Origin of the sequence: Salinirubrum litoreum, assembly GCF_020567425.1 — an archaeon.
Taxonomy (GTDB): Archaea; Halobacteriota; Halobacteria; order Halobacteriales; family Haloferacaceae; genus Salinirubrum; species Salinirubrum litoreum.
In genome coordinates, this window is sequence record NZ_JAJCVJ010000001.1 from 1,158,438 (window position 1) to 1,179,247 (window position 20,810).

The 20,810-nt window shown below is 68.4% G+C and carries 23 protein-coding genes; 11 read left to right on the top strand and 12 right to left on the bottom strand.

All coding sequences use genetic code 11. From position 1 onward, the window contains the following. Positions 1 to 7 precede the first annotated feature (7 nt). Complete coding sequence (gene prs, locus LI337_RS05750; protein WP_227228804.1) at positions 8 to 868, top strand: ribose-phosphate diphosphokinase; 861 nt, start codon at positions 8 to 10, stop codon at positions 866 to 868. Between the two features lie 9 nt (positions 869 to 877). Here prs and LI337_RS05755 read toward each other — a convergent pair whose 3' ends face one another. After that, complete coding sequence (locus LI337_RS05755; protein ID WP_227228805.1) at positions 878 to 1,144, bottom strand: DUF8151 family protein; 267 nt, start codon at positions 1,142 to 1,144, stop codon at positions 878 to 880. A 121-nt stretch (positions 1,145 to 1,265) separates the two neighbouring features. Here LI337_RS05755 and LI337_RS05760 point away from each other — a divergent pair, with 121 nt between their 5' ends. After that, entirely contained in the window at positions 1,266 to 1,493 is a 228-nt protein-coding gene (locus LI337_RS05760) for a DUF7860 family protein (RefSeq protein WP_227228806.1), read from the top strand. Positions 1,494 to 1,498: 5 nt separating this feature from the next. Beyond that, positions 1,499 to 2,140: a uracil-DNA glycosylase family protein gene (locus tag LI337_RS05765; RefSeq protein WP_227228807.1), complete on the top strand. Its 642-nt coding sequence runs from the start codon at positions 1,499 to 1,501 to the stop codon at positions 2,138 to 2,140. A gap of 789 nt (positions 2,141 to 2,929) precedes the next feature. On the opposite strand, the gene LI337_RS05770 is transcribed toward LI337_RS05765, so the two are convergent. The 4 genes from LI337_RS05770 to LI337_RS05785 form a co-directional block, all read right to left on the bottom strand. Continuing rightward, on the bottom strand, positions 2,930 to 3,817 hold the full coding sequence (locus LI337_RS05770) for a complex I NDUFA9 subunit family protein (RefSeq protein WP_227228808.1): 888 nt from the start codon (positions 3,815 to 3,817) through the stop codon (positions 2,930 to 2,932). 148 nt (positions 3,818 to 3,965) lie between these two features. Next, positions 3,966 to 4,436, bottom strand: coding sequence for a hypothetical protein (locus LI337_RS05775; RefSeq protein WP_227228809.1), 471 nt, complete (start codon positions 4,434 to 4,436; stop codon positions 3,966 to 3,968). A 51-nt stretch (positions 4,437 to 4,487) separates the two neighbouring features. After that, complete coding sequence (locus tag LI337_RS05780; RefSeq protein WP_227228810.1) at positions 4,488 to 4,754, bottom strand: hypothetical protein; 267 nt, start codon at positions 4,752 to 4,754, stop codon at positions 4,488 to 4,490. Positions 4,755 to 5,073: 319 nt separating this feature from the next. Beyond that, the gene (locus tag LI337_RS05785) at positions 5,074 to 5,340 is read right to left on the bottom strand and encodes a hypothetical protein (protein ID WP_227228811.1); all 267 of its coding nucleotides are present in this window, start codon (positions 5,338 to 5,340) and stop codon (positions 5,074 to 5,076) included. Positions 5,341 to 5,528: 188 nt separating this feature from the next. Between LI337_RS05785 and LI337_RS05790 the strand changes: the two genes are divergently transcribed. Beyond that, positions 5,529 to 6,254, top strand: a complete 726-nt coding sequence (locus tag LI337_RS05790; protein ID WP_227228813.1) for a MogA/MoaB family molybdenum cofactor biosynthesis protein — start codon at positions 5,529 to 5,531, stop codon at positions 6,252 to 6,254. Between the two features lie 60 nt (positions 6,255 to 6,314). Here the strand turns inward: LI337_RS05790 and LI337_RS05795 are convergent, their stop codons facing one another. Next, complete coding sequence (locus LI337_RS05795; protein ID WP_227228814.1) at positions 6,315 to 6,734, bottom strand: DUF7988 family protein; 420 nt, start codon at positions 6,732 to 6,734, stop codon at positions 6,315 to 6,317. A 171-nt stretch (positions 6,735 to 6,905) separates the two neighbouring features. Here LI337_RS05795 and LI337_RS05800 point away from each other — a divergent pair, with 171 nt between their 5' ends. The 4 genes from LI337_RS05800 to LI337_RS05815 all read left to right on the top strand — a co-directional run bounded on the left by LI337_RS05800 (position 6,906) and on the right by LI337_RS05815 (position 11,117). After that, a complete protein-coding gene (locus LI337_RS05800) occupies positions 6,906 to 7,181 on the top strand; it encodes a BolA family protein (protein ID WP_227228815.1) in 276 nt (91 codons plus the stop codon). 117 nt (positions 7,182 to 7,298) lie between these two features. Next, on the top strand, positions 7,299 to 8,216 hold the full coding sequence (locus LI337_RS05805; protein WP_227228817.1) for a DUF4349 domain-containing protein: 918 nt from the start codon (positions 7,299 to 7,301) through the stop codon (positions 8,214 to 8,216). 385 nt (positions 8,217 to 8,601) lie between these two features. Then, entirely contained in the window at positions 8,602 to 10,617 is a 2,016-nt protein-coding gene (locus LI337_RS05810) for a right-handed parallel beta-helix repeat-containing protein (protein WP_227228818.1), read from the top strand. A gap of 242 nt (positions 10,618 to 10,859) precedes the next feature. Continuing rightward, positions 10,860 to 11,117, top strand: a complete 258-nt coding sequence (locus LI337_RS05815) for a DUF8028 family protein (RefSeq protein ID WP_227228819.1) — start codon at positions 10,860 to 10,862, stop codon at positions 11,115 to 11,117. Between the two features lie 244 nt (positions 11,118 to 11,361). On the opposite strand, the gene LI337_RS05820 is transcribed toward LI337_RS05815, so the two are convergent. Further along, positions 11,362 to 12,006, bottom strand: coding sequence for a metalloprotease (locus tag LI337_RS05820; protein ID WP_227228820.1), 645 nt, complete (start codon positions 12,004 to 12,006; stop codon positions 11,362 to 11,364). Then, complete coding sequence (locus tag LI337_RS05825; RefSeq protein ID WP_227228821.1) at positions 12,003 to 13,697, bottom strand: TraB/GumN family protein; 1,695 nt, start codon at positions 13,695 to 13,697, stop codon at positions 12,003 to 12,005. Before LI337_RS05825 ends, LI337_RS05820 begins: the two co-directional genes overlap by 4 nt. A 134-nt stretch (positions 13,698 to 13,831) precedes the next feature. Here LI337_RS05825 and LI337_RS05830 point away from each other — a divergent pair, with 134 nt between their 5' ends. Continuing rightward, positions 13,832 to 15,325: a glycerate kinase type-2 family protein gene (locus LI337_RS05830; protein WP_227228822.1), complete on the top strand. Its 1,494-nt coding sequence runs from the start codon at positions 13,832 to 13,834 to the stop codon at positions 15,323 to 15,325. A gap of 81 nt (positions 15,326 to 15,406) precedes the next feature. Beyond that, positions 15,407 to 16,027: an ArsR/SmtB family transcription factor gene (locus LI337_RS05835; protein ID WP_227228823.1), complete on the top strand. Its 621-nt coding sequence runs from the start codon at positions 15,407 to 15,409 to the stop codon at positions 16,025 to 16,027. A 157-nt stretch (positions 16,028 to 16,184) separates the two neighbouring features. On the opposite strand, the gene LI337_RS05840 is transcribed toward LI337_RS05835, so the two are convergent. From LI337_RS05840 to LI337_RS05855, 4 genes are all read right to left on the bottom strand, one after another. Further along, the gene (locus tag LI337_RS05840) at positions 16,185 to 16,796 is read right to left on the bottom strand and encodes a hypothetical protein (RefSeq protein WP_227228824.1); all 612 of its coding nucleotides are present in this window, start codon (positions 16,794 to 16,796) and stop codon (positions 16,185 to 16,187) included. Between the two features lie 180 nt (positions 16,797 to 16,976). Continuing rightward, the gene (locus tag LI337_RS05845; protein ID WP_227228825.1) at positions 16,977 to 19,202 is read right to left on the bottom strand and encodes a bacterio-opsin activator domain-containing protein; all 2,226 of its coding nucleotides are present in this window, start codon (positions 19,200 to 19,202) and stop codon (positions 16,977 to 16,979) included. 382 nt (positions 19,203 to 19,584) lie between these two features. Next, positions 19,585 to 20,019, bottom strand: a complete 435-nt coding sequence (locus LI337_RS05850) for a universal stress protein (protein WP_227228826.1) — start codon at positions 20,017 to 20,019, stop codon at positions 19,585 to 19,587. 134 nt (positions 20,020 to 20,153) lie between these two features. Then, the gene (locus tag LI337_RS05855; RefSeq protein ID WP_227228828.1) at positions 20,154 to 20,357 is read right to left on the bottom strand and encodes a heavy-metal-associated domain-containing protein; all 204 of its coding nucleotides are present in this window, start codon (positions 20,355 to 20,357) and stop codon (positions 20,154 to 20,156) included. A gap of 114 nt (positions 20,358 to 20,471) precedes the next feature. Here LI337_RS05855 and LI337_RS05860 point away from each other — a divergent pair, with 114 nt between their 5' ends. Further along, on the top strand, positions 20,472 to 20,789 hold the full coding sequence (locus LI337_RS05860) for a DUF7991 family protein (RefSeq protein ID WP_227228829.1): 318 nt from the start codon (positions 20,472 to 20,474) through the stop codon (positions 20,787 to 20,789). The last annotated feature ends 21 nt before the right edge of the window (positions 20,790 to 20,810 follow it).

A 20,810-nucleotide genomic window follows, 5' to 3' on the forward strand; every position in this document is an offset into this window, starting at 1 on the left:
CCCGCACATGATCGTAGCCGGCTCCGACTCACAGGCGCTCGCCGGGGCACTCGCCCGCGAGACCGGCGACACGCTGGCGGTCGCGGAGTATGACCGCTTCCCAGACGGCGAACTGCTCGTCGAGATACCGGACCTCACAGACACGACGCCCGACCGCGCGGTGATCGTCGCGGGGACGCTCAGCGCCGAGGCGCACGTCGAACTGCTCCAGTTGCAGGACGCTGTCCGGGAAGCCGGCGCGAGCGAGGTCGTCACGGTCCTGCCGTACATGGGGTACTCCCGACAGGACGCCGCGTTCAAAGCCGGGCAGCCCATCTCTGCACGGGCGGTCGCGCGGGCCGTCTCGACCGGCACCGACCGGGTGGTGCTGGTCACGCCCCACGAACCGGCCATCGCGGACTTCTTCGACGTTCCGGTCGACATCGTCGACGCCGCGCCGCGACTCGCCGCACCACTGCCCGGTGACCTCGCCGACCCGCTGTTCCTCGCGCCTGACGAGGGGGCCATCGACCTCGCTGAGACGGTCAAGAGAGCCTACGGCGCGGGGACGACCGACTACTTCGAGAAGGAGCGGGACTACGACACCGGCGAGGTGACGGTGACGCCGAGCGCCGCGCCGGTCGAGGACCGGGACGTGGTGTTGGTGGACGACATCGTCGCCACCGGGTCGACGATGTCGGAGTCCATCGCGGTGTTGAACGACCGGGGTGCGGGTCGGGTGATCGTCACCTGCGTCCACGCGCTGCTGGCTCGGAACGCTCGGTCGAAGTTGTCGGCGGCAGGAGTCGCGGGCATCTACGCGACCGACACGGTGGAGCGTGACGTGAGTGCCGTGAGTGCGGCACCCTCGGTCGCGGCGGTGCTGTGAGCAGTTGCCTCAGGCGTCGGTGTCGCTCTCCGCGTTCGCACGGTACGCGCGGAGTCGGGGCCGGAACTCGTGGTAGCCGACGACGTAGATGCCGGCGTACAGCGCGACGATACCCATGAAGATGAACCACACACCGAGCGTCGTCTCACCGGCACCGAGTGACTGGAGGCCGAGTCGTTCGAGTTCGATACCGACGAGCGACAGCACCCCGGAACCGACCGCGAAGAACAACAGGGGTGCCATCTCCACGGCGGTCTCGATCAGGAGTTCGAGCATACCCGACGGGAGCCGACGCCGGTAAGTCACTCTTTCGCTGTCGGCAGATTCCCGCTGGGACCGACTCGTCCGATCCGTGAGGGCCGAAAGCGACTTGATGAACTCCCGAGTACCGGCGCGTATGCCACGCTACGGCAGACTGGACTACCCGACACTGACGAAACGCGGCTTCGGACTCGGCATCGGGCTGTTTCTGCTCGGCGCACTCGGCGAGGTCGTCGGCCACTCGCTGTACGGGACGCTCCCGGCGTGGGAGGCCACGCTGTTCTTCGATCTGGAGGTCGTCGGCGTCCTGCTCGCGCTGTTCGCGCCGCTATTGTTCGGCGTCGTCATGCCACTGACCGAGTAGCCGCGATGGCGACGTTCCCCGACCCCGACGAGCGCCTGGTGATCGAGGCTGGCTGTGCGCGCTGTCCGGCGCTCGCCGAGTCGCGCGAGTGCATCTCGTGGGGGGTCGGCCCGCAGGACGCCGACGTGGTTGTCGTCGGCGAGGCACCGGGTGCGGGCGACCCAGACGCCGACCAGTGGCGCGGCGGGAACTGGACCGGGATGGCCTACACGACCCGGCACTCCGGTCGTCGGATCCGGGAGACGATGGCAGAGGTGGGCTACGCGGAGCGGACCGTCTACACGAACGCGGTGAAGTGTTTCCCGAGCGACGGCGCGGGGTCGAACCGCGAGCCGACCGCCGCAGAGCGCGAGACGTGTCGGTCACACCTGCTGGCGGAGGTGGAGGCCGTGGAGCCTGCCGTGGTGGTGACGACCGGGAAACACGCCACGCAGTCCGTGTTGTCTGCCGAGGGGCACGAGGTGTCGGGGTTCGTGGACTCGGTGTTGAAACCGGTGGACTGTGACTCGCTGGGTGTGACAGTGGTTCCGTTGCTGCATCCCTCGTATCGGGACGTGTGGCTCGGGCGGCTGGATACCTCGTTGTCGGCGTATCGTGGCGAGTTGCGGGACGTACTGGATGGTCTCGTCGATGGGGCGGGCGATTGATCGGGAGTGAGTCTCGGCCGCGACAACACCAGCACTCCGACTACGACTACGACGAGTACCGCACCGCGAACCGCGACAGCACCGGCACCGCAGCCGCGACCACGACCGCACCAGCACCACAACCGCGACCACGACAGCACCTGCAACGCTACTCGATCCGGTACAAACGGACTATTCGACCGCGACAGCACCCGCATCCGCCACCGCACCGCGAACAGCACCGCACCTCGGCCCTCCCCAGCCTCGGCAGACGCTCTCCGCACCGCCCGCGTCTGCCTCCCTCGCGCGTTTCTCGCGCGCCGGCCGCGACCACAACAGCATCGCCGCCTTTCCACCGAGACTCACGACACGATACCAGTCGAGAGGGCTGTCGCGCCGACGGTCGCAGGTAGGCCACCGCTGATCCGACTGGTCCACCGGGGGTTGCACGCGCCTCCGCAGATTCCACCGGGTGGGACTGAAAGGGGCCGGCGGTCTCGTGAACGAAGTGAACGAGACGTTGGAGAGCTTCGCTCTCCAGAATCTCGACCCCTCCCGGACGCCCCAAGCACTGGACTGAACGAGAGCCGGCGTGCCGGCTCTCGTGAGGGAAGCGCGCAGGAAGTCCCGGAGGGGTCGAGACGCCGGGGGCTTTCACCCCACGTCGTCCGCGACCGACTTGACTAAATTCGCACTGACCCACTCGACCGAGTTTTCACCAACCGACTCACCCACGTACCCTGATCTGTCGAAACCAAACGGAGCGAAATCCACCCACACAACCGCAAACCAGTACCCTCAGTATCCAGTTCAGTTAACACCCAAGTACGCCGACAACGTCTGCAGATCCGACTCCGTCACCCCGAACGCACCCACGTCGTTGTTCGCGGTCGTGTTGTCGAACTTCAGCGACCGGTACTGGTCCGCGCCCATCGGGAAGCCCGGAATCTTCCCGGCGACCGACAGCCCCACACCCGCGAGTCCCATCGGGACCGGGATGACGTTGACCGGCCGACCGTCGGCCGAGTGCGCCAGTTTCGCCACCTCCGCGAGCGTCAGCACCTCCGGCCCGCCGACGTCGTAGGCCTCGCCGACGTGCGCGTCCTCTTCGACCCCATCGGCCAGCATCGGAGCCAGATCGCCGATCCAGATGGGCTGGAAACGCGTCTTCCCGCCACCCGGCAGGGCCGTGACGTAGGGTGGCGCGAGTTTCTTCGTGAAGGGGACGAACTCCCCGCCGTCGCCGAAGACGACCGAGGGCCGGTAGATCACCCAGTCGAGGTCGGAGTCGCGGACGATCTCCTCCGCCTTCCCCTTCGCCCGGATGTAGGCCGTCTCGCCGGTCGGGTCCGCACCGAGCGCCGACATCTGGACGAATCGCGACACATCGTGTGCCTCGGCCGCGCGGACGGAGTTCTCGGTACCGCCCCGGTGGATCGTGTCGTGCATCTCGTCGCCACCGGAGGGTTTGAACAGCGGCGAGAGCGCGACGAGGTTCACCACCGCGTCCTGTCCCTCGAAGTGCGACTCGATGGAGTCGTAGGCCGTCACGTCGCCCATCGCCGTCGTCACGTCCGCCGGGAGGGCGGCGTCCTCGGGACTGCGAGACAGCGCCGTCACGTCGTGACCGCGCTCCGACAACTCCCGACACAGGGCCGTTCCGACGAACCCACTGCCACCGACGACTAGCACGTGCATGACTGGAATCTCTCGCGGAACGGACGTAAAACTACCGTGCTACTGCGGTGCAGTTGGTCGGTTTCGGTCGGCGAACCGACAGCCAGGTTCGTCGAGGCGACCCGACTGCGGACCCGCCGGGGAGATTTGACTGCGGAACGTTCGCTCCTCAAGACCGGCGCTCCACCTGTCGCTCGAAGGCCGACACGCCGACTTCTGCGAGATCAGCCGCCTCCGCAGTGGTGGCGTCGAATCGCTCCACGGCCAACAGCGCGCCCTCCAGTAACAGCCGACGTCGCCGGTCGCCGTCCACCGATCCTGCGCCCGCCGACTCAGCGACGACACTCGGTGATGGCAGGCGTGCCGGACCACCGGCACCGAGTCCGTGCCGAACCGCGAACGTGGCAGTCAGCGTCGCGGTCAACAGCGACCCGGCGATCCGGTCGGCGTCGATCTCGGCATCCGTGTCGTCGCCCGACAGCACGCTCGATACCGTCGATTCCGCTTCCGCGTCGTCGGGTCGGGCGCGTTCGAGTGCGCCGGCCAGCAGAACGTACTCGCTGCTGTCGGTCTCCGCGAGGAGTGCCCGTTCCAACGCGGCGTTCTGGATCGCCACCAGTGGGTCGCCGTCGGTCGCCACGGTCGGATCGAACTCGGGTGTCCGGCCGCCTAAGTCTGGCGAGTCGTCGCCTCAGAGATACCACCGCTGGCCGCAGCCGTCACAGACCAGTTGCTTCCACGTCACGCCGCTCTCGCGTCGAAGCGGCGTGTGCTCACACTCGGGACAGGATGCCTCCACTGGATCGAGGTCGGCGTCCCCGGCGAGAAACTGGATCGTCCGGTCCTGCGCCTGTACCGTCTCCCGGAGGTCGGCGACCTCCGACTCCAGTCGGTCCACCTGCGCAGCGAGCGTCTCCTCGGTCGCTGACTCACCGTCACTGCTGTCGGTCGGAGCCATACGGTCACCAGGGGCCGAAGGACCGTCAGTCCTCTGCCGTGCTACGGTGGGACCCGGCCCTTCGTCTGCACCGACGAGCGACGAGTCGAAACAGCAGAATCGGACGTCGGTTCAGTCGATTCGGTCACGTTCACCGCGCGGCCGTGGCTCGCGGGGGTGATCGATGGCTTCCTGCCTCCGGACGGACTACGCCGTCGAGTCGGTGTCACCCGGGCCGCCGCGTTCGGCGCGACCGTTGGACCGTAGCGTCTCGAACGGCGGTGGCGTAGCTGGGTCGCGTCAGAATCGGACAAAAGGAGTCGTCAGCGAGCCGACCGCGTCACTTCTCGCCGCCGTCGGTCAGCGGGCGACCGTCGAGGACGTGGCGCGTGTGTCGCTCGACTTCCTCGGGACCGGGGCGTGAACCGGCGGTCACGTCCGCACGGAGGCGTGCGATGAGGTCTGTCATCTGCTCGGACGATCCTTCCTCGGCGAGCGTGTCGAAGGCGTCACCGTACAGTTGTTCGTCCCAGTGACCCCACTCGCCGCTGTCGAGTTCTGCTGCGATGACGTACTCCATCTGCCGAACCGCTGCGTCGGGGCGCATACCCGATGCCTGTACCCGGAGCCACATAAGTTTACTCTCTTTCGGAATCGAGTTAATTCGTCCGCGTCGTCCGGTTTCGCGGCGTGGTACCGAGCCACAGCCTGCGGCCGGGGAGCACCCGACAGACCGGCAGTGTCGGTCGATCCGTGGTCGGCGGGAGTTTTGTGGCGGGCGGCCGAAGCCGAGGTATGGCCGACCACGCAGACGCGAGTCCCGGGGACGACGAGGTAGACGAGGACAGCCACCAGCAGGGTCACGATCACGGACGAGAACAGGAGCACGGCGACGATCACAGCCACAGTGACAGCCACGGCGATCAAGGCCACGGTGGCAACCGCGACGATCACGACCACGGTCACGGTCACGAACACGACCACGATCACGACCACGACCACGACCACGACCACGACCACGATCACCACCACCACGACGTGGAGACACTCGGGGTCGCGGTCGTCACGGTCTCCTCGTCGCGGTCGCTGGACGACGACCCGGCCGGCGACGCGATCCAGTCGGCGGTGGAAACCGAGGGCCACGAGGTCGTCACCCGCGATCTGATCGGCGACAGCTTCGACGGCGTGCAGGGAACCGTCGACCACCTCGTCGGGCGCGAGGACGTAGACACCGTCGTCACGACCGGCGGGACCGGCGTGACACCCGACGACGTGACCGTCGAGGCGGTCCGACCGCTGTTCGAGAAGCGACTCCCGGGGTTCGGCGAACTGTTCCGCCGTCTCTCTTACGACGAGATCGGAACGAAGGTCGTCGGCACGCGGGCGGTCGCCGGTATCGCCGACGGCGTTCCGGTGTTCTGTCTGCCGGGGAGTGAGAACGCCGCCACCCTCGGTGCCGAGGAGATCGTCGTCCACGAGGCCGGCCACCTCGCGGGACTCGCGCGCAGAGACGACGACTGAACTGGCCGGAGGCGTCTCGACTCTCGCCCGCCGATAGTCAGAAGAATGCCACGACGCGCGTCAGCGGAACGCCACGTCGACGAGGTCCGCGTCCGGGGCCGACCGCCGAGCGTAGCGCGGGCCGTCTCCCTCGCGCCGAACCGTGAACACCCCGAAGGTCACGACCAGTCGCCGGTCCGCGAGTGTCGCCCGGAGCACCGGTCCGACGCTCGTGACGACCACGTAGGGCGGCCCCGCGACCGGCCGCGCCTGTAACTGGCCGCCGATCGCCGACACCGCACCGGCCAGCACCGCCGGGAGTCTGTCGGTGACGCCCGACCGGCGAAGTGCCGCTTCCAGGGGCGGGACGACCGCCGACCGGTCGCTCGTGGTCTCGCCTCCCCACCCCGCCGCGACCGCGTCGGCACACTGCTCGACGGTCGCCAGCAGGTCGGCGTGGTCGCGGTGGAGGTAGTCCCGGACGAGTTCGGTATCGGACACGGACTCGCGTGGGTGCGGGACCGGCAAAGCTCCGACGGTCGACAGAGCGGCAAGGGTGCAGTCGGAGGCCGCGTCGTCGGAGGCGGTACAGTCGAACACGGTGTGATCGCGGCGACAGCGCGTGTGGCCGACTCCGACCACTTTTTGCTCGTGGGCCACGCTCCTGTCGGTATGGACCCTACCGAGATCGAGCGACTCGTCGAGGAGTCGATTCCGGACGCCGAGGCGACGCTGTCCCGGCCGCGTAGTCCGGATCAAGACCACGAAGACGCCCACTTCGCGGCGGTCGTCGTCTCGCCGGCCTTCGAGGGGAAGTCGCTCGTCCAGCAACACCAGATGGTGTACGACGCGCTGGACGACCACATGACGACCGACATCCACGCACTGGAGATCAAGACGTACACCCCCGAGGAGTACGCCGAGTACGCAGACAGCGACGCGACCTGAGCCGAGACGACCGAGCGCGACGGGTGGGCCAGAAACGGCGACACAGCGCGCGGGATGACTCAAACGGCTCTTTGACTCTTGCCAATTCCTTTACCTGTCTCCGTCGAAGCGACGGCTATGCGACTCTCACGGAAACACCTCGGCGTCCTCGCGCTGGCTCTCCTGCTCGTCACTGCCGGCTGTTCCGGTGCCGGCGGCGGCAGTGACAGCGCACGGCAGGCCAGTGGCGGCGGGAGTAATCTCGAAGCGACCGCCGCGAGCGACGACGCGAACTACGACCAATCGACTGCGGGTGACTCTGCGGCAGAACGCGACACCGGCGACGGCAGCGTCACGAACGTCGACTCGCTGGCGTCGAACCGCATCCTCATCCGGACCGGCACGGTCACGCTCCGCGTCGACGACTACGCGAGCGCCCGGCGAAATCTGACGCGGTCGGTCCGCGCGCAGGGTGGCTTCGTCAGCGACGCCACACAGCAGGTCAACGGCGAGGAGAACCGGACGTGGACGACCGGTCGTGTCGTCCTCCGGGTGCCCTCCGAGAACTTCTCCGCGATGTTCTCCGACGCCGAGACCGAGGGCGACGTGCTGGACTCGACCCAGTCCACGCAGGACGTGACCGAGCAGGTCGTCGACCTGCGTGCGCGACTGGAGAACCTGAAAGCCGAGCGCGACCGCCTCCGGACGCTGTACGACCGCGCCAACGGAACCGAGGAGGTGCTGGCGGTCGGCGAACGCCTCTCGGACGTGCAGGGTGAGATCGAACGCACCGAGGCGAAGCTCCGAAGTCTCGAAGAACGCGTCGCCTACTCGACGATCACGGTCGAACTCCGGGAACCGCGTCCCGACTACGAACCGCCCGAGCAGACGCAGTGGTACGACACCGGCGTCGTCGCCGCGTTCCTCGAGTCCGTGGCCGGCGTCGGCGTCGTGCTCCGGGCGCTGGTCGTCGGGGTCGCCTACGCGCTCCCGTACGTGCTGGTGGCCTCGGTTCCGCTCGTCGGGATCGGACTCGTGGTCAGACGTATCAGGTGACCGGCCGGCCGACCCGGCGAGGCGCTCAGCGCTCCCCCCGCCGCAGACGTGACGAAGTTCCGGCAGGAACCATAACCAGCAGAAAACATATAACCCACCTTCACTTTCCTAGGGACGGGGACGAGAGGCCGAGTGCCACAGCCGCGACGGCCTGCCATACCCAGCATACAGTCGTCGCGGTCTGTCCCCGCCAGCGGTCACACGACCGCACCCCATCCCTTGGGCCGTGCAGTGCCGTGATCTCCACGGCCACCTTTCCACGACTCGGTCCTCGCCGTTTCTACCCGTGTCCCGAGCGTGTGGCCAGCGACGCCACCGACCGTGAGCCGTCACTCACCACCGAACAGTGCGAGCAGTTAACACGATTCACCGCGACGTGACGGCCATGAGGTCCGACCCCGACGCGCCGAGCGGACTCTCCAGACGAGCGTATCTGAAACTCGCGGGTGCGAGTGCCGCGACCGCCGGACTCGCTGGCTGTGAGGCGGCCCGACAGGACCCGCCGGACGCACTCGCGGAACCGGTGATCGCCGACACCTACGGCGTCGGTCCCGCCGCCGCCAGACCCGAGTCGGAGTCGGTCGGCTTCCGGTACTTCGCGGTCGACACCGGCGGCGAGTTCGTCTACGACGGCGAGCGCTGGCGCGCGCAGGGATTCAGGGGACCCTTCCTCGACGCCGGGCGGATTCGAGGCATCGCGGACCGAGTCGTCCGGACCACGGCCGAACTCGAACGGGCGTTCCGGAACCTCGAACGCGGCGACACGATCCGGATCGCCTCGGGCGTCTACCGGCCCTCGCGGTGGCTGACAGTCGACGCGAGCGACGTGACCGTGATCGGCGAGTCCCGGAGGGACACACTGATCCGGCCGGCCGACGGCGCGAACGTCGGCGGCTTTCACGTCGGGCCGAATCCCCAGAACCGGGTCGAGAACGTGCTGATCGAGGGCGTCGGCTTCGACGGCAACGAGCGGACGATGGACGATACCGTGAAGCGCTGTCACGCGTTCCTCGTCGAACACGCCTCGCAGGTGACGATCCGGGACTGTTTCGCCACGCGCACGCACCCCTACCACGAACACGACTCCGGCGGCTCTGGGTTCACCGTCCGGCGACAGGCGACCGACGTGAGTCTCGTCGGCAACTACACGGACGACATCGGCGACCGGTCGATCCAGGTCGCCGGTTCCGCGATCCGCGTTGCCGGCAACCGCCTGACGAACGGCTTCGACCGCGCCATCTCGCTCGACGTGCGCCACCCGGACGGGCCGAAGTACTACGCCCGGAACGTCGGCGTCGTCAACAACGTCGGCCGGGACAACTCCACGGGATCGATCATCGGCGCGTCACAGGGTGCACCCCAGCGACCGGGCGCGGGCAACTACGCGATCGTCGGCAACGTCGCCGCGGGCACCCACCGCCGGACGGTCTACCTCGGCATCGAAGAGGCAGTCCGAAACGTCGCTATCGTCGGTAACAGCGGGCGACAGGCCGACTTCGGCGAACCGCGGTCGGGCATCTACGTCTCGGGCAACGTCTCGGCGTTCACCGTCGCGGGCAACACTCTCGCGGACTACTCGCTCCACGGTATCGAACTGGAGGGGACCGGATCGGACTTCACCGTCACCGGGAATACGATTCTCTCGCCCCGGCGGGACGGGATTCGCGCGGAGACGGACTGGGGGACGATCACCGGCAACGTCGTCGAGTCGCCGGGCCGCGTCGGCATCGAGGCCGCAGTCGGCAACGCGGTCGTCGGCAACAACGCGGTCCGGGACGCCGGCGGCGACGGCATCCACCTCGGCGCGGCCGGGGACGCGGTGGTGGCGACGAACCGGGTGGCGGGGTCGGGTCGTGCCTCGCGGGGCACCGCCGAGATTCGGATCGACGGCTCCGACTGCGTGGTCGCCGGCAACGTCGTCAGCCAGAACGCGGCGTTCGGGATCAGCGAGGCGGGGGACGCCGACGGGAACGTCTTCCTCGGCAACCGTGTTCGGCGAGGGAGCGCTGGTGGGTCTGCGTCCGGCCCCTCGGGGGGGTCCGGGGCCGGCGGGTCCGGTGGTTCGGGCGACCGCGACCCGCCGCCCGAGTCGGGAGAGAGCGACCGACGGGCGTGGGACCTGCGCGGACCGACGAGTCGACTGCTGGGCAACAGTCCGGCACCCGACCCAGTCCGAGAAATCGACGTACTGGAGTCCGACGGCACCGCGACGATCAGGTTCGACCGGCCCTACGCGCGGAAACCGATCCTCGACGTGCAGACCGAGACACCGGCCGACTGGACGATCGACTGGCGGCGCGACGCCGCCGGGAACCTCGTCGGTGCCGACCTCGCCTTCACCGACCGGGCCGGCGACCCCGCGACACCGACCGCGCAGGTCGGCGTCCGCCGACCGGAGTGAGGTCGCGGCGACACGACGGACTCGGCCCGACAGCCTTTCGGTTCCTCCAGTTTCTGTGACAGTTCTTGCGACCGAGTAGCACGATTCGGCTGGGAAGCGTTAGACGGCTTTCTAAACGTTCTCGGGGTTTCTCGTCGCGTCGTAAAACGACCTTTACCCGTCTCGCCGGGGGTGTGAAGCGTCCGAATCGAACCTAACGCTCGCCCCCCTTGATAACCCTCCCTGTCGTAGGCAGAAGCAAGATGTCTGGTGCATCGTCGACCCCCGCTGACTACCTCCCCTCGTTCGACGCCCCCGTCGAATCGATCAGAGCGACCGCCCTCCGAACTGCCGCCGCCCCCATCCGCTTCGTCGGCTTCTGGGCCGCCGTCGCGTTGCCGTTCCTCTACCTGCCCCTGCTGTGGCAGGGACTGGAGGCGAACGAACTGACCGTGTTCGTCGGTCTCCTCGGTCTCCACCTGCTCGCGCTGGTGGTCGGCCACAACCACAGGAGCGACTGATCGCCCGAGGGAGTCGTCCCGCCCGTCACGTCGCGTGACCACACCACGGTCGCGCGTCGACCGTGACCGAACTACCACCGGCCCTCCACCGTGGCACTCTACGTCACCGCTGGTCGTCACCCCGAGAGCGACCGTATTCGTCGCCGTCCGCGGTCGAGAGCGACAATGCTCGAAGCGACAGCATCCGACAGACAGCCCGTGACGACCGCGGTTCGACGCAACGGTCAGAAGTCGATCCCGCGCCTCAGAAGCCGATCCCGAAGACGAAGACGACGAGGACGGCGAGACCGACCGAGACGACGAACGTCACCGCGAACACCGGCTTGCTCCACGACAGCACCGTCTTCCCGTCGAGCGGGCCGAACGGGATCATGTTGAACCCCGCGAGGAAGAGGTTGATCGCCAGTCCGCGTCCGCCGATCAGCGTCAACAGGTCGAGACCGGCGACGATGCCGACGATCCAGAGCGGGAAGAAGATCACGGAGAGAACGAGGTTCACGACCGGGCCGGCCAGCGCGATCAGTCCGTGCTGACGCTCGGTCAATCTGCCCTGGTGGTGGACCGCGCCGGGGGCGGCGAAGAGGAACCCGATCGTCGCCGAGACGACGGCGAGAAACAGCATCCCGTAGTCGGCCCGGAACTCCGCGATCTGGCCGTACCGCACCGCCGTCACCTTGTGACCGAGTTCGTGGAGCAGGAAGCCCACACCCGCGGTGAGGAGACTGACGACGATCAGGACGACTGCGGTGCCGCCCGAGAGGGCCGCGACGAACCGCGTCCCGCCACCCTCGAAGAAGATGGCGAAGGCGAGGCCGAGGGCGGCCCACGCGACCAGTAGATCCCGGATCTCGTCGCTGCTGAACTGGAGGCGACCGCTGCCGAGGCTCACGTCAGGGCCCCCCAGATGAGGTCGGCGCTGTTGCGCGCCCCGTCTATCATCAGCCGACTCACGCCGTCTAACCCGCCCAGTTCCTGTCCGAACAGCGGGAGGACGTAGGTGACGAACAGCAGACTGGCGACGATGCTCCCGATGTTCGTCGCCGCGACGATCATGATGAGACGGAACAGCGGGACGTCGAACATCTCGCCGACGAGGTCGGTCAGTGGCTTCTCCTCGTCGGACAGCAGTCTGTTCAGCGTCGAGATGTCGGAGACGTTGACCGGCGTGTGGCGGAGTTCGACGTAGCCCGTGAACCAACCCGGCGCGAGCAAGGGGTTCACCGACGTCATCCACGCCACGAGACCGCCGACGAGCGAGGACGACCAGCGCGCGCCCGCCAGTTTCGCCAGGCCGAACGCGAAGACCCCGTTGACGACGAACCACGCCGCAAAGAGTCGAAGGAGGAAGTCGTTCCGCACCCCGGCCATCGCCAGCAGGACGAAGAAGGCGACGAAGCCGACCGAGATGGCTCCGGCGAGCAGCTTCCCCCACGGGAAGCCGGTCGACTCGGCCGTACCGGTCAGCGACTCCATCGGCGGGAGTGTCTCTGGCTCGGCGAGGTAGCGTTCGATCCCCTCGCGGTGACCCGCACCGACGATGGCGACGACGTGCTTCCCCTGTGCTCGCAGGTCGACGAGGTTGTGCGCGATGTAGGCGTCACGCTCGTCGATCAGCGCCTCCGCGCCGCCGGGGCTGAACTGCCGGAACTCCTCCATCATCATCGAGACGACGTCGGTGTCGGTCAACTCTGCCATGTCGAACTCCTCGTACTCCTCCTCGGCACCGGCGTCGAGTCCCAGTACGTCGATTGCGATGCCGGCGACCGCGCCGACCAAGACGCCCAGCGAGACGCCCAGCGTCATGCTCCCGACGATGCGCACCGCGAAGTCGCCCAACACGGCGGAGACGAGTGGGTCGGCCAGTCCGAGACCGACGCCGCCGACGATGCCGACCGCGAGACCGCCGCCGATGCCGTACAGCAGGCTCCGGTCGGCGTCGACGAACTGCTGGGCGACGGCGTCGAGGACGTAGCTCCCGACGACCGCGAGCAGCAGCCCACCGGTGAGACGGGTCATGATCGGTAGCCCGATGCCGAAGACGGACTCGCCGAGCAGGCCGATGATCGGGCCGGCGATCAGGCCGACGATCAGGCCGGCCGTGAGACCGACGACCCGCGAGTCGGTGACGCCGAAGGCGAGGCCACCGACCATGTGGAGTTTCTCGCGGAGCGACATCCGCGCCCAGAAGCGCTGGATCGTGTTCTGGATGTCCCGATCGACCAAGGCCACGTCGATGCCGAACTCCTCGGCGGTCTCGCAGGCGGCGAGCATGTCGGCACCCGGCTGGATGTCGAACTTCTCGCCCATCTGCGTCTGGACGTACGAGAGCATCCAGTAGGCGATGAACTGGAAGACGGTGTTGCCGCGCAGGAGGTCGCCCGGTTCGATGTCGTCCGGGGTCTCGCCCTGCATCTGGCGGTAGCGCCCCTCGTCCAACTCGACTGCGACCACGTCCGGTCGCTCCTCGTCGATGACACGCTCTACCTCCTCGACGGAGTCGGCAGAGACGTGTGCGGTGCCGACGACGCGGACGCTCCCCTCGCCGGGGTCGTCGCCAGCGGTCGCCACCTGTTCACTCATTGGCCCCTGCTACTGGGCGGGCGCTGTTATCGTTGTCGGAAGCACGACACGGGCCGATCACCGGCCGTCACTCGGGAGCGACCGCTCGCCGACCCCGGCACAGTCTTTTGTCGCCGCCCGTCGTCGTGGCGGACGTGCAGACAGACGAGACCGACTCGGTCGCCGCCGCCGATCTCTCGACAGTCGCGGGTGTCCGTGACCTGACCCGCCGGTGTCTCGACGCCGGTATCGCGGCAGCCGACCCCCGACGGGCCGCCGCCGAGCGACTCACGCTCGACGGCGACGACCTCCTCGTGCCGACCGGCGGCGAGGGTGGAGCGCCGACGACTACCGGTGAGTCGACCGCCGGGTACGACCTGTCCGCGTTCGACCGCGTGCTGGTCGGCGGCGGCGGGAAGGCGGTCGGCGGACTGGCGCACGGACTGCTCGATCGACTCGGCGACCGGATCGACGAGGGGGTGGTGGTGACGACAGACGCCGGGTCTGCCGAGAAGGGGGAGAGCCGAGGCGGAGCGGACGCCGCCGCGATCGGCCCCGTCCGCGTCCTGCCGGGCGACCACCCGACACCGAGCGAGCGCGGCGTCCGGTCGACCGAGGCGGTCCTCGAACTGGCCGACGAGGCGACCGCCGACGACCTGTTCGTCGTCCTGCTGACCGGCGGCGGGAGTGCCCTCCTCACGGCCCCGGCACCGGGACTCACACTCGCCGACCTCCGGCAGACGACCGACGCACTGCTCGCCTCCGGTGCCGACATCCGGGAGATCAACGCGGTCCGGAAACACTGCTCGGCGATCAAGGGTGGACACCTGGCTCGGCGGGCCAGTCCCGCGACGGTGCTCGGACTGGCGATCAGCGACGTCGTCGGCGACGATCTCGCGACCATCGCCAGCGGGCCGACCGCGCCCGATCCGTCGACGTTCCGGGACGCACACGACGTGCTCGATCGCTACGGGATCGACGCACCGGCGGCGGTTCGTGACCGACTCCGGCGGGGTGCAGACGGCGGGGGCGAGGAGACACCGAAGCCGGGCGATCCGGTCTTCGACGACGTTCGAACGGTCGTACTGGCGAACGGCCACACCGCGCTGTCGGCGGCACGGGAGGCCGCCGAAGCCACCGGACCGGGTTCGGGGGTGGAGACGTGTCTCCTGACGGGTCGGCTACGCGGCGAGGCCAGCGTCGTCGGGCAGACCCTCACCGGCATCGCGGAGGAGGTCGCCGCCACTGGAAACCCGGTGTCGCCGCCTGCGGTGCTGGTGGCCGGCGGCGAGACGACCGTCACCGTCACCGGGTCGGGCGTTGGCGGCCCGAACGGGGAACTCGCGCTGTCGGCCGCAGTCGAGTTCGTCGACTGGCCGGCCGTCGGCGGCGAGACGCCGGTGGCACTCGGGAGCGTGGACACCGACGGCAGAGACGGGAGTACCGACGCCGCCGGCGCGCTCGTCGATCAGACGACGGTCGGCGGCGACGAGAGCGACAGGCCGGGCCTCGGACACGCACGCGATGCGCTGGCCGACGACGACAGCCACGGCTACCTCGGTGCGCGTGGCGCACTCGTCCACACCGGGCCGACCGGGACGAACGTCAACGACCTCGTGGTGCTCGTCGTCGGGACGCCCGAGGAGTAGTGCGTCTCCGAGCGCCACACCACCTGTCACCCGGGCGACTGGAAGCAACAAGTTTGTGTCCTCGCCAGCGATAGGAGGGGTATGGCCGACCTGTTGCCCTCCCAGCCCGACACCTCGGCTGCCGACGAGGCCGAACCTCGGGTGATCGGCGTCGACAGCGACGACGCGGACGACCTGCTGTCGGCGCTCTCCTCGAACACCGCCCGGAAACTCCTCAGTGCGCTCCACGAGGACCCCGACACACCCTCCTCGCTCGCGGAGCGACTCGACACCTCGCTCCAGAACGTCCAGTACCACCTCGGAAAACTGGAGTCCGCGAACGTGGTCCGCGTCATCGACACGGTCTACTCGGAGAAGGGCCGCGAGATGAAGGTGTACGCGCCGACGGACCGACCGCTGGTCGTGTTCGCCGGGCGCGAGGAGGAGTCGACCGGACTGAAGACCGCGCTCAGCCGACTGATCGGCGGCTTCGGTATCCTCGCCGGGGTCAGTCTGCTCGTCCAGTACCTGCTGGCCGACGGCCCGTGGTTCGGCGCACAGACCGGCAGCGCCGGCACCGCCGACGTGCAGACGACCACCGAATCGACACGCATCGCGGCCGAGACGGCCGCCACGCTCCCACCGGGACTGGTCTTCTTCCTCGGCGGGACGCTGATGCTGCTTGCCGTCTTCGGCGTCTGGTACGTCCGGTCGCGGGCGTAGTCTGCGTTCGAGAGAATCGGTCGCAAACCTGCTCGGCGCTGTTGGGGCTACCGACCGCTGTGAGGTGAACAGTTCGTCAGGTCACGGCGAGGGTGGTCCCGGCTTCGTACTTCAACGGTCGGTCCCGGGTGGCTGATCGTCAGACCGGCCGTGAGAATCAGTTCTCCGCTCGGACGCCGGCAGGCACCGCCTGGACGCCGAGTGTCCCGGAGAGGTCGTCGCCCGGCCGAGCGCCGTTCCCGGTCGTGTCGATGCGGAGACTGGCGTACGCCGTCGCACCCGGCCCGAGCGTGAACTGCGTCGCCGGGTCGTCGGTCCCCGGAACCCGGAGCGTCCCGAGTCGGTCACCCGTCGACGAGACGACGTGCAGGGCGAGTCGGGAACCGGCGTCGACGCTGCCGATCCAACTGCGGTCTGCGAGTCGGTAGCCGACCCGGACCGTCTTCGACTCGTCGGTCGTGTTCGTGAGCGTCACCGCAGACGGGTCGGGTCGCGTACCGGACGAGTCGTCGACGGGGGCACCCAACCACACGACCGCGCCGACGGGGACGGCACCGTCGGTACCGGGTTCGATCAACGTGGCGTCGTCGCCCGGCGTCACGCCGGCGTCGAGGTCCGTCCCGACCCGGATCGCCCCGGCAGCGTCGAGTCCGTCGAGGTCCGAACCGAGTGCCGCCACGGCACCCCCGCCGACGCCGAGGACGGCCCCGACACTCGCCAGTATCCCTCGGCGAGTCGTCACGCCGACCACCCCGCCGACGGCGGCCACGCAGACCACACGTGGTGAGAGATCGGCGGAGACGGCACGGGACCGGACGCCGACGCTCGCGCTCCTCGGCAGTCGTTCGGTCGGACTCGATACACATCGCCGTCTACGAAAGTGTCGTACAGAAGCCGTCTGCCTATACGAAGTGGGTCGGCGGTTCGGTCACCCGATACACAAAGGCCGTCAGTCGTCGTCGCCGAACAGTGCCGTGAACAGCCGTCGTTCGGCAGTTCTGAGGTGTTCGCTGAACGTCGGTTGGCTGATACCGAGGTGACCGGCGACCGTCTCCGCGTCGGTCTCGCGCGGTGACGCGAAGTAGCCGTGCGCGACTGCCGTCTCCAGCACCTCGCGCTGGCGGTCGGTGAGCAGATCGGCGAGTCCGTCGCTCCACTCGCCTCGTTCGTCGCTGAGTTGGCGCTGGAGTTCGACCGTCCCGTACCGTCCGTCGAGTGCGTCCACGACGGTGCTCGGGTCGACGCCCGACGGGACGGTCGCCTCGACGCGTGCGGCCTCCGGTGTCGCGGTGAGTGCCTCCAGTCGGCCGCCGTGATCGGCGAGCATCGTCCCGAGCCACGCGCCGTCCTGTCGGAGTCGGACCGCCGTCGTGTAGTCGCCCCCGTCGGCGTCGACGGTCTCGGCGGCTCGGATCGTCGCGGTTCGCTCTGCGAGCGCGAGTGCGTCCTCGGCGACCGACGTCGGGAGTCGCAGGGTGAGGTCGGCGGTGTCGCCGTCCGTGGTCCAGCCGTCGACCAGTTCGACGCGACAGTCGAGGCGTGTCGCCACGCGCAACGCGAAGTCGGGTGCGCCGGTGAGGCGGAGCGTGAGTTCGGTTCGCCGGTCCCCCGTGAGCGCTCGGCGTCTGATCCCCGCACTCCGGGCGAACGCGACCAGCGAACCGAGGAGGGACAGCGACTCCTCGATGGCTTCGAAGGCACCCGGCGTCGTGGCGTACAGTTTCAACACGCCGTAGCTGGCGTTTCGGTAGCAGAGCGGGATGGCACAGGTGGACTGATAGCCGCGAGCGAGCGCTCGCCGCGCCCAGTCCTCGTCGTCACAGTCCTCGACGAGACTGCCGACGTGCTGAATCTCGCCAGTCTCGACGGCTGCACGCGCCGGATGAACGCCACTGGGGCTGTGGTCCGGTTCGTCGTCGAGCCAGTCTGCACCCTCGGCGTCGCCGTCTGTGCAGCGTCGCGGGACGACAGTTCGGTCCCTGTCCGTCTCGCCGATCCACGCGAACGCGACCGGTTCGACGGTCGTCACGTCGTCGCAGACGGCCTGTTCCATCCGTGCCACGGTCGGCGTCGAGACCACCGCGTCGACCACCACACCGAGCAGTTCGACCGCGTGGCCGAGCGCGTCCAATCTCTCGTCTCTGCGTGCGAGTCGTCGCTCGCGTTCCGCGAGTGCGCGCTCCTGGACCGCCCGGTCCAGTGTGACCTCGGCGAGCAACGCGAGGAGGCTGGCGAACTCGACACCGCGCTCGCTCTCTGGTTCGACCCGAGCGACCCGTGGGGTACCTGTGCCGTTTCGACCGTCGGCAGAGGTCGTCCCGGTCGCGTCGGTCGCGTCGGTTGCACCGGTCGCGTCGGTCGCCGGCGCTCCTCGACCGTCCGTGTCGCTCGCCGTCTCGGTGGCCGCGGGTCGGCGACCGAACTCGAGCAACAGGACCCCGTGGCTGCCGACCGGGAGGAGCAGTGTCTCGTCGACGGCGGGGTCGTCAGGCCCGACGCTCCGTTCCGGCCCGAGGGCCGCCGCCCGGTGGCGGGGGAGCCCCTCGGCGAAGGAGCGCCAGACGACACTGTCGGTGTCCGTGATCGGCGGGAGGTCCTCGGGGTCGTCGTCGCCCGGTGCCAGCGCGGTCGGGGAGAGTTCACCGGAGGCGCGGTCGTATCGGTAGCAGACGACACACGTCGCCCCGAACGCCTCGACCGCCGCACCTGCGACGAGCGAGTAGATTTCGGCGACGGACGAGGCACCCGTCAGCGCGGCCGCCGCGCTCTGTAGCTCCCGGAACAGTCGCTCGTGACGCTTGTGGGTCGTCACGTCTCTGACGACCGCGACGACGACGTCGACACCGTCGACCGTCGCGGGACGCAGTGTGACGTTCACCCAGCGGCGCTCCCCGTCGGGTCGTTCGATCCGCCAGTCGAACCGCTGTGGGTCGCCGCCGGCGGCGGCCTCGATCAGTGTACGAGCGCGGGCGTCGTCGTACGTCGGGTCGGGGGCCGACAGTTCCGCGACCCGCATCCCGCACAGGTCCGGAACCGGGTAGCCGTAGATGTCGACGGCGGCGCGGTTGGCGTCCACGATGTACCCCGTCTCCGGGTCGTGGAGCAACACGCCGTCGTCGATCTGCTCGACGACCGCACCCTCGTCTACCTCGGGCCGGTCGGCTCCCGTGTCCATCACATCGTTCCAGACGAATCAGGTGCGTAAAAGTATCGCACCTGCCGTGACCACAACAGGCTTGTACTCACGACGCCAGTGAACGTTCCGATTGTCAGACACGACACCGAAGCTACGAGAACGACGTGCGTCCACCGACGCCCCTCTCGCATCCACGAATGTCACGCGATAACACGTGTGCAAAACCGTTAAGAACTCGCACTCGAACAGAACGAGTATGGCGACACGCCAGCAACCGACACCGGCGTACCATCGGTGTGAGTGCGGAGCGACGTTCGAGAGTACCGAACAGCTGCTGGCACACGCACGAGACGACCACGGACTCTCCGTACACTAACCTCCGCTCCGCATTTTCGACGCTCCGGAGCCGTCACCCGGCGCGTCAGACGTCCCGTCCCGAGAACTTCACCGTCAGGACCGAGACCGGCGACTCCTGGACGACACTGGACGAGACGCTCCCGAGCATGTTGCGTTCGTAGTCCGCGTGGCTCCCCATCACGATCAGGTCCACGGCTGCCTCGTCGGCGTAGGCGACGATCTCGTCGCTCGGACTCCCCTCGCGGATCGAGACCGTCGCGTCGAGACCGGCCGCAGTCGCGGCGTCGGTGATCGCGGCGAGTGCGCGTTCGCCCTCGTCTCGGAGTCGGGCCGTCGTCTCGGCCTGGAGATCCGACTCCAGCGTGAGGAACGCGCGGGTGTCGACGACGAACAGACCGTGGACCGCCGCGTCGTGGCGCTTCGCCACGTCGATCCCCTGGTCGACGACGATCTCGCTTCCCTCGCTCCCGTCTGTCGGAATCAGTACGGTGTCGAACATCTGGTAGTCGGGTGTTGGTCCCCGGTAGTGAAATAGCGGGCGGTCGGCGGTCGTCACGTCACGGAACGTCGACGACCGTCACGGTACGGAGCGTCGACGGCCGCCACGCGGGGGTCGCTGGCGACCGGAGTGAGTCACTCCTCGACGGGGTAGCCGGCCTCGGTGATCGCCCGGACCGCGCGTTCGTGAGTCGCTGTCTCGCCGGTCACGGTGACGGTACCGGTCTCGGCGTCGGCGTCGACGCAGGCGACACCCGGCAGTCGGGTGGCCGCCTCGCGGACCATCGTCTCGCAACTGGCACAGGACATCGCCGGGACGTGGAGGGTGTACTCCGACATGGCACTCGGAGAGAGGGCCGAAACGTACATAATTCCGGGTGATGTGCTACGAAAACAGAACGTCTGCCCGCCCGGTTCCGACACTGCAAAGTCGGCGCGTCCCCTACGACTGGTATGGTCTCGGCCGTGAGTCTCGTCCTGCTGGGCGTCGTGATCGTACTCCACACCGTCTTCGCGGCGGTGGCGACGCGGTTCTTCAGACTACGGCTGAAGACGCGCTTCGGGTGGGTGCTCTACTCGCTCCTGTTGATCCCGGTCGCGCTCTTTGCCACGACGCTCGTCTTCTCCGGACCGCTCGGCATCGGCACCGACCTCGGGAGTCCCGTCGCGGCTCTGGGTGTCATGATCGGGCTTCCCCTCGCACTGGGCTTTACACTCGACGTACTCTACATCCCGCCGCCGGAGGAGTACGACCTCCCGGACAGGCAGTGACTGACGCGAGGCGCAGAAAAT

Coding starts and splice junctions, on each gene's coding strand:
- prs (WP_227228804.1), top strand. CDS start 8: ATGATCGTAGCCGGCTCCGACTCACAGGCGCTCGCCGGGGCACTCGCC.
- LI337_RS05755 (WP_227228805.1), bottom strand. CDS start 1,144: ATGCTCGAACTCCTGATCGAGACCGCCGTGGAGATGGCACCCCTGTTG.
- LI337_RS05760 (WP_227228806.1), top strand. CDS start 1,266: ATGCCACGCTACGGCAGACTGGACTACCCGACACTGACGAAACGCGGC.
- LI337_RS05765 (WP_227228807.1), top strand. CDS start 1,499: ATGGCGACGTTCCCCGACCCCGACGAGCGCCTGGTGATCGAGGCTGGC.
- LI337_RS05770 (WP_227228808.1), bottom strand. CDS start 3,817: ATGCACGTGCTAGTCGTCGGTGGCAGTGGGTTCGTCGGAACGGCCCTG.
- LI337_RS05780 (WP_227228810.1), bottom strand. CDS start 4,754: ATGGCTCCGACCGACAGCAGTGACGGTGAGTCAGCGACCGAGGAGACG.
- LI337_RS05785 (WP_227228811.1), bottom strand. CDS start 5,340: ATGCGCCCCGACGCAGCGGTTCGGCAGATGGAGTACGTCATCGCAGCA.
- LI337_RS05790 (WP_227228813.1), top strand. CDS start 5,529: ATGGCCGACCACGCAGACGCGAGTCCCGGGGACGACGAGGTAGACGAG.
- LI337_RS05800 (WP_227228815.1), top strand. CDS start 6,906: ATGGACCCTACCGAGATCGAGCGACTCGTCGAGGAGTCGATTCCGGAC.
- LI337_RS05805 (WP_227228817.1), top strand. CDS start 7,299: ATGCGACTCTCACGGAAACACCTCGGCGTCCTCGCGCTGGCTCTCCTG.
- LI337_RS05810 (WP_227228818.1), top strand. CDS start 8,602: ATGAGGTCCGACCCCGACGCGCCGAGCGGACTCTCCAGACGAGCGTAT.
- LI337_RS05815 (WP_227228819.1), top strand. CDS start 10,860: ATGTCTGGTGCATCGTCGACCCCCGCTGACTACCTCCCCTCGTTCGAC.
- LI337_RS05825 (WP_227228821.1), bottom strand. CDS start 13,697: ATGAGTGAACAGGTGGCGACCGCTGGCGACGACCCCGGCGAGGGGAGC.
- LI337_RS05835 (WP_227228823.1), top strand. CDS start 15,407: ATGGCCGACCTGTTGCCCTCCCAGCCCGACACCTCGGCTGCCGACGAG.
- LI337_RS05845 (WP_227228825.1), bottom strand. CDS start 19,202: ATGGACACGGGAGCCGACCGGCCCGAGGTAGACGAGGGTGCGGTCGTC.
- LI337_RS05850 (WP_227228826.1), bottom strand. CDS start 20,019: ATGTTCGACACCGTACTGATTCCGACAGACGGGAGCGAGGGAAGCGAG.
- LI337_RS05855 (WP_227228828.1), bottom strand. CDS start 20,357: ATGTCGGAGTACACCCTCCACGTCCCGGCGATGTCCTGTGCCAGTTGC.
- LI337_RS05860 (WP_227228829.1), top strand. CDS start 20,472: ATGGTCTCGGCCGTGAGTCTCGTCCTGCTGGGCGTCGTGATCGTACTC.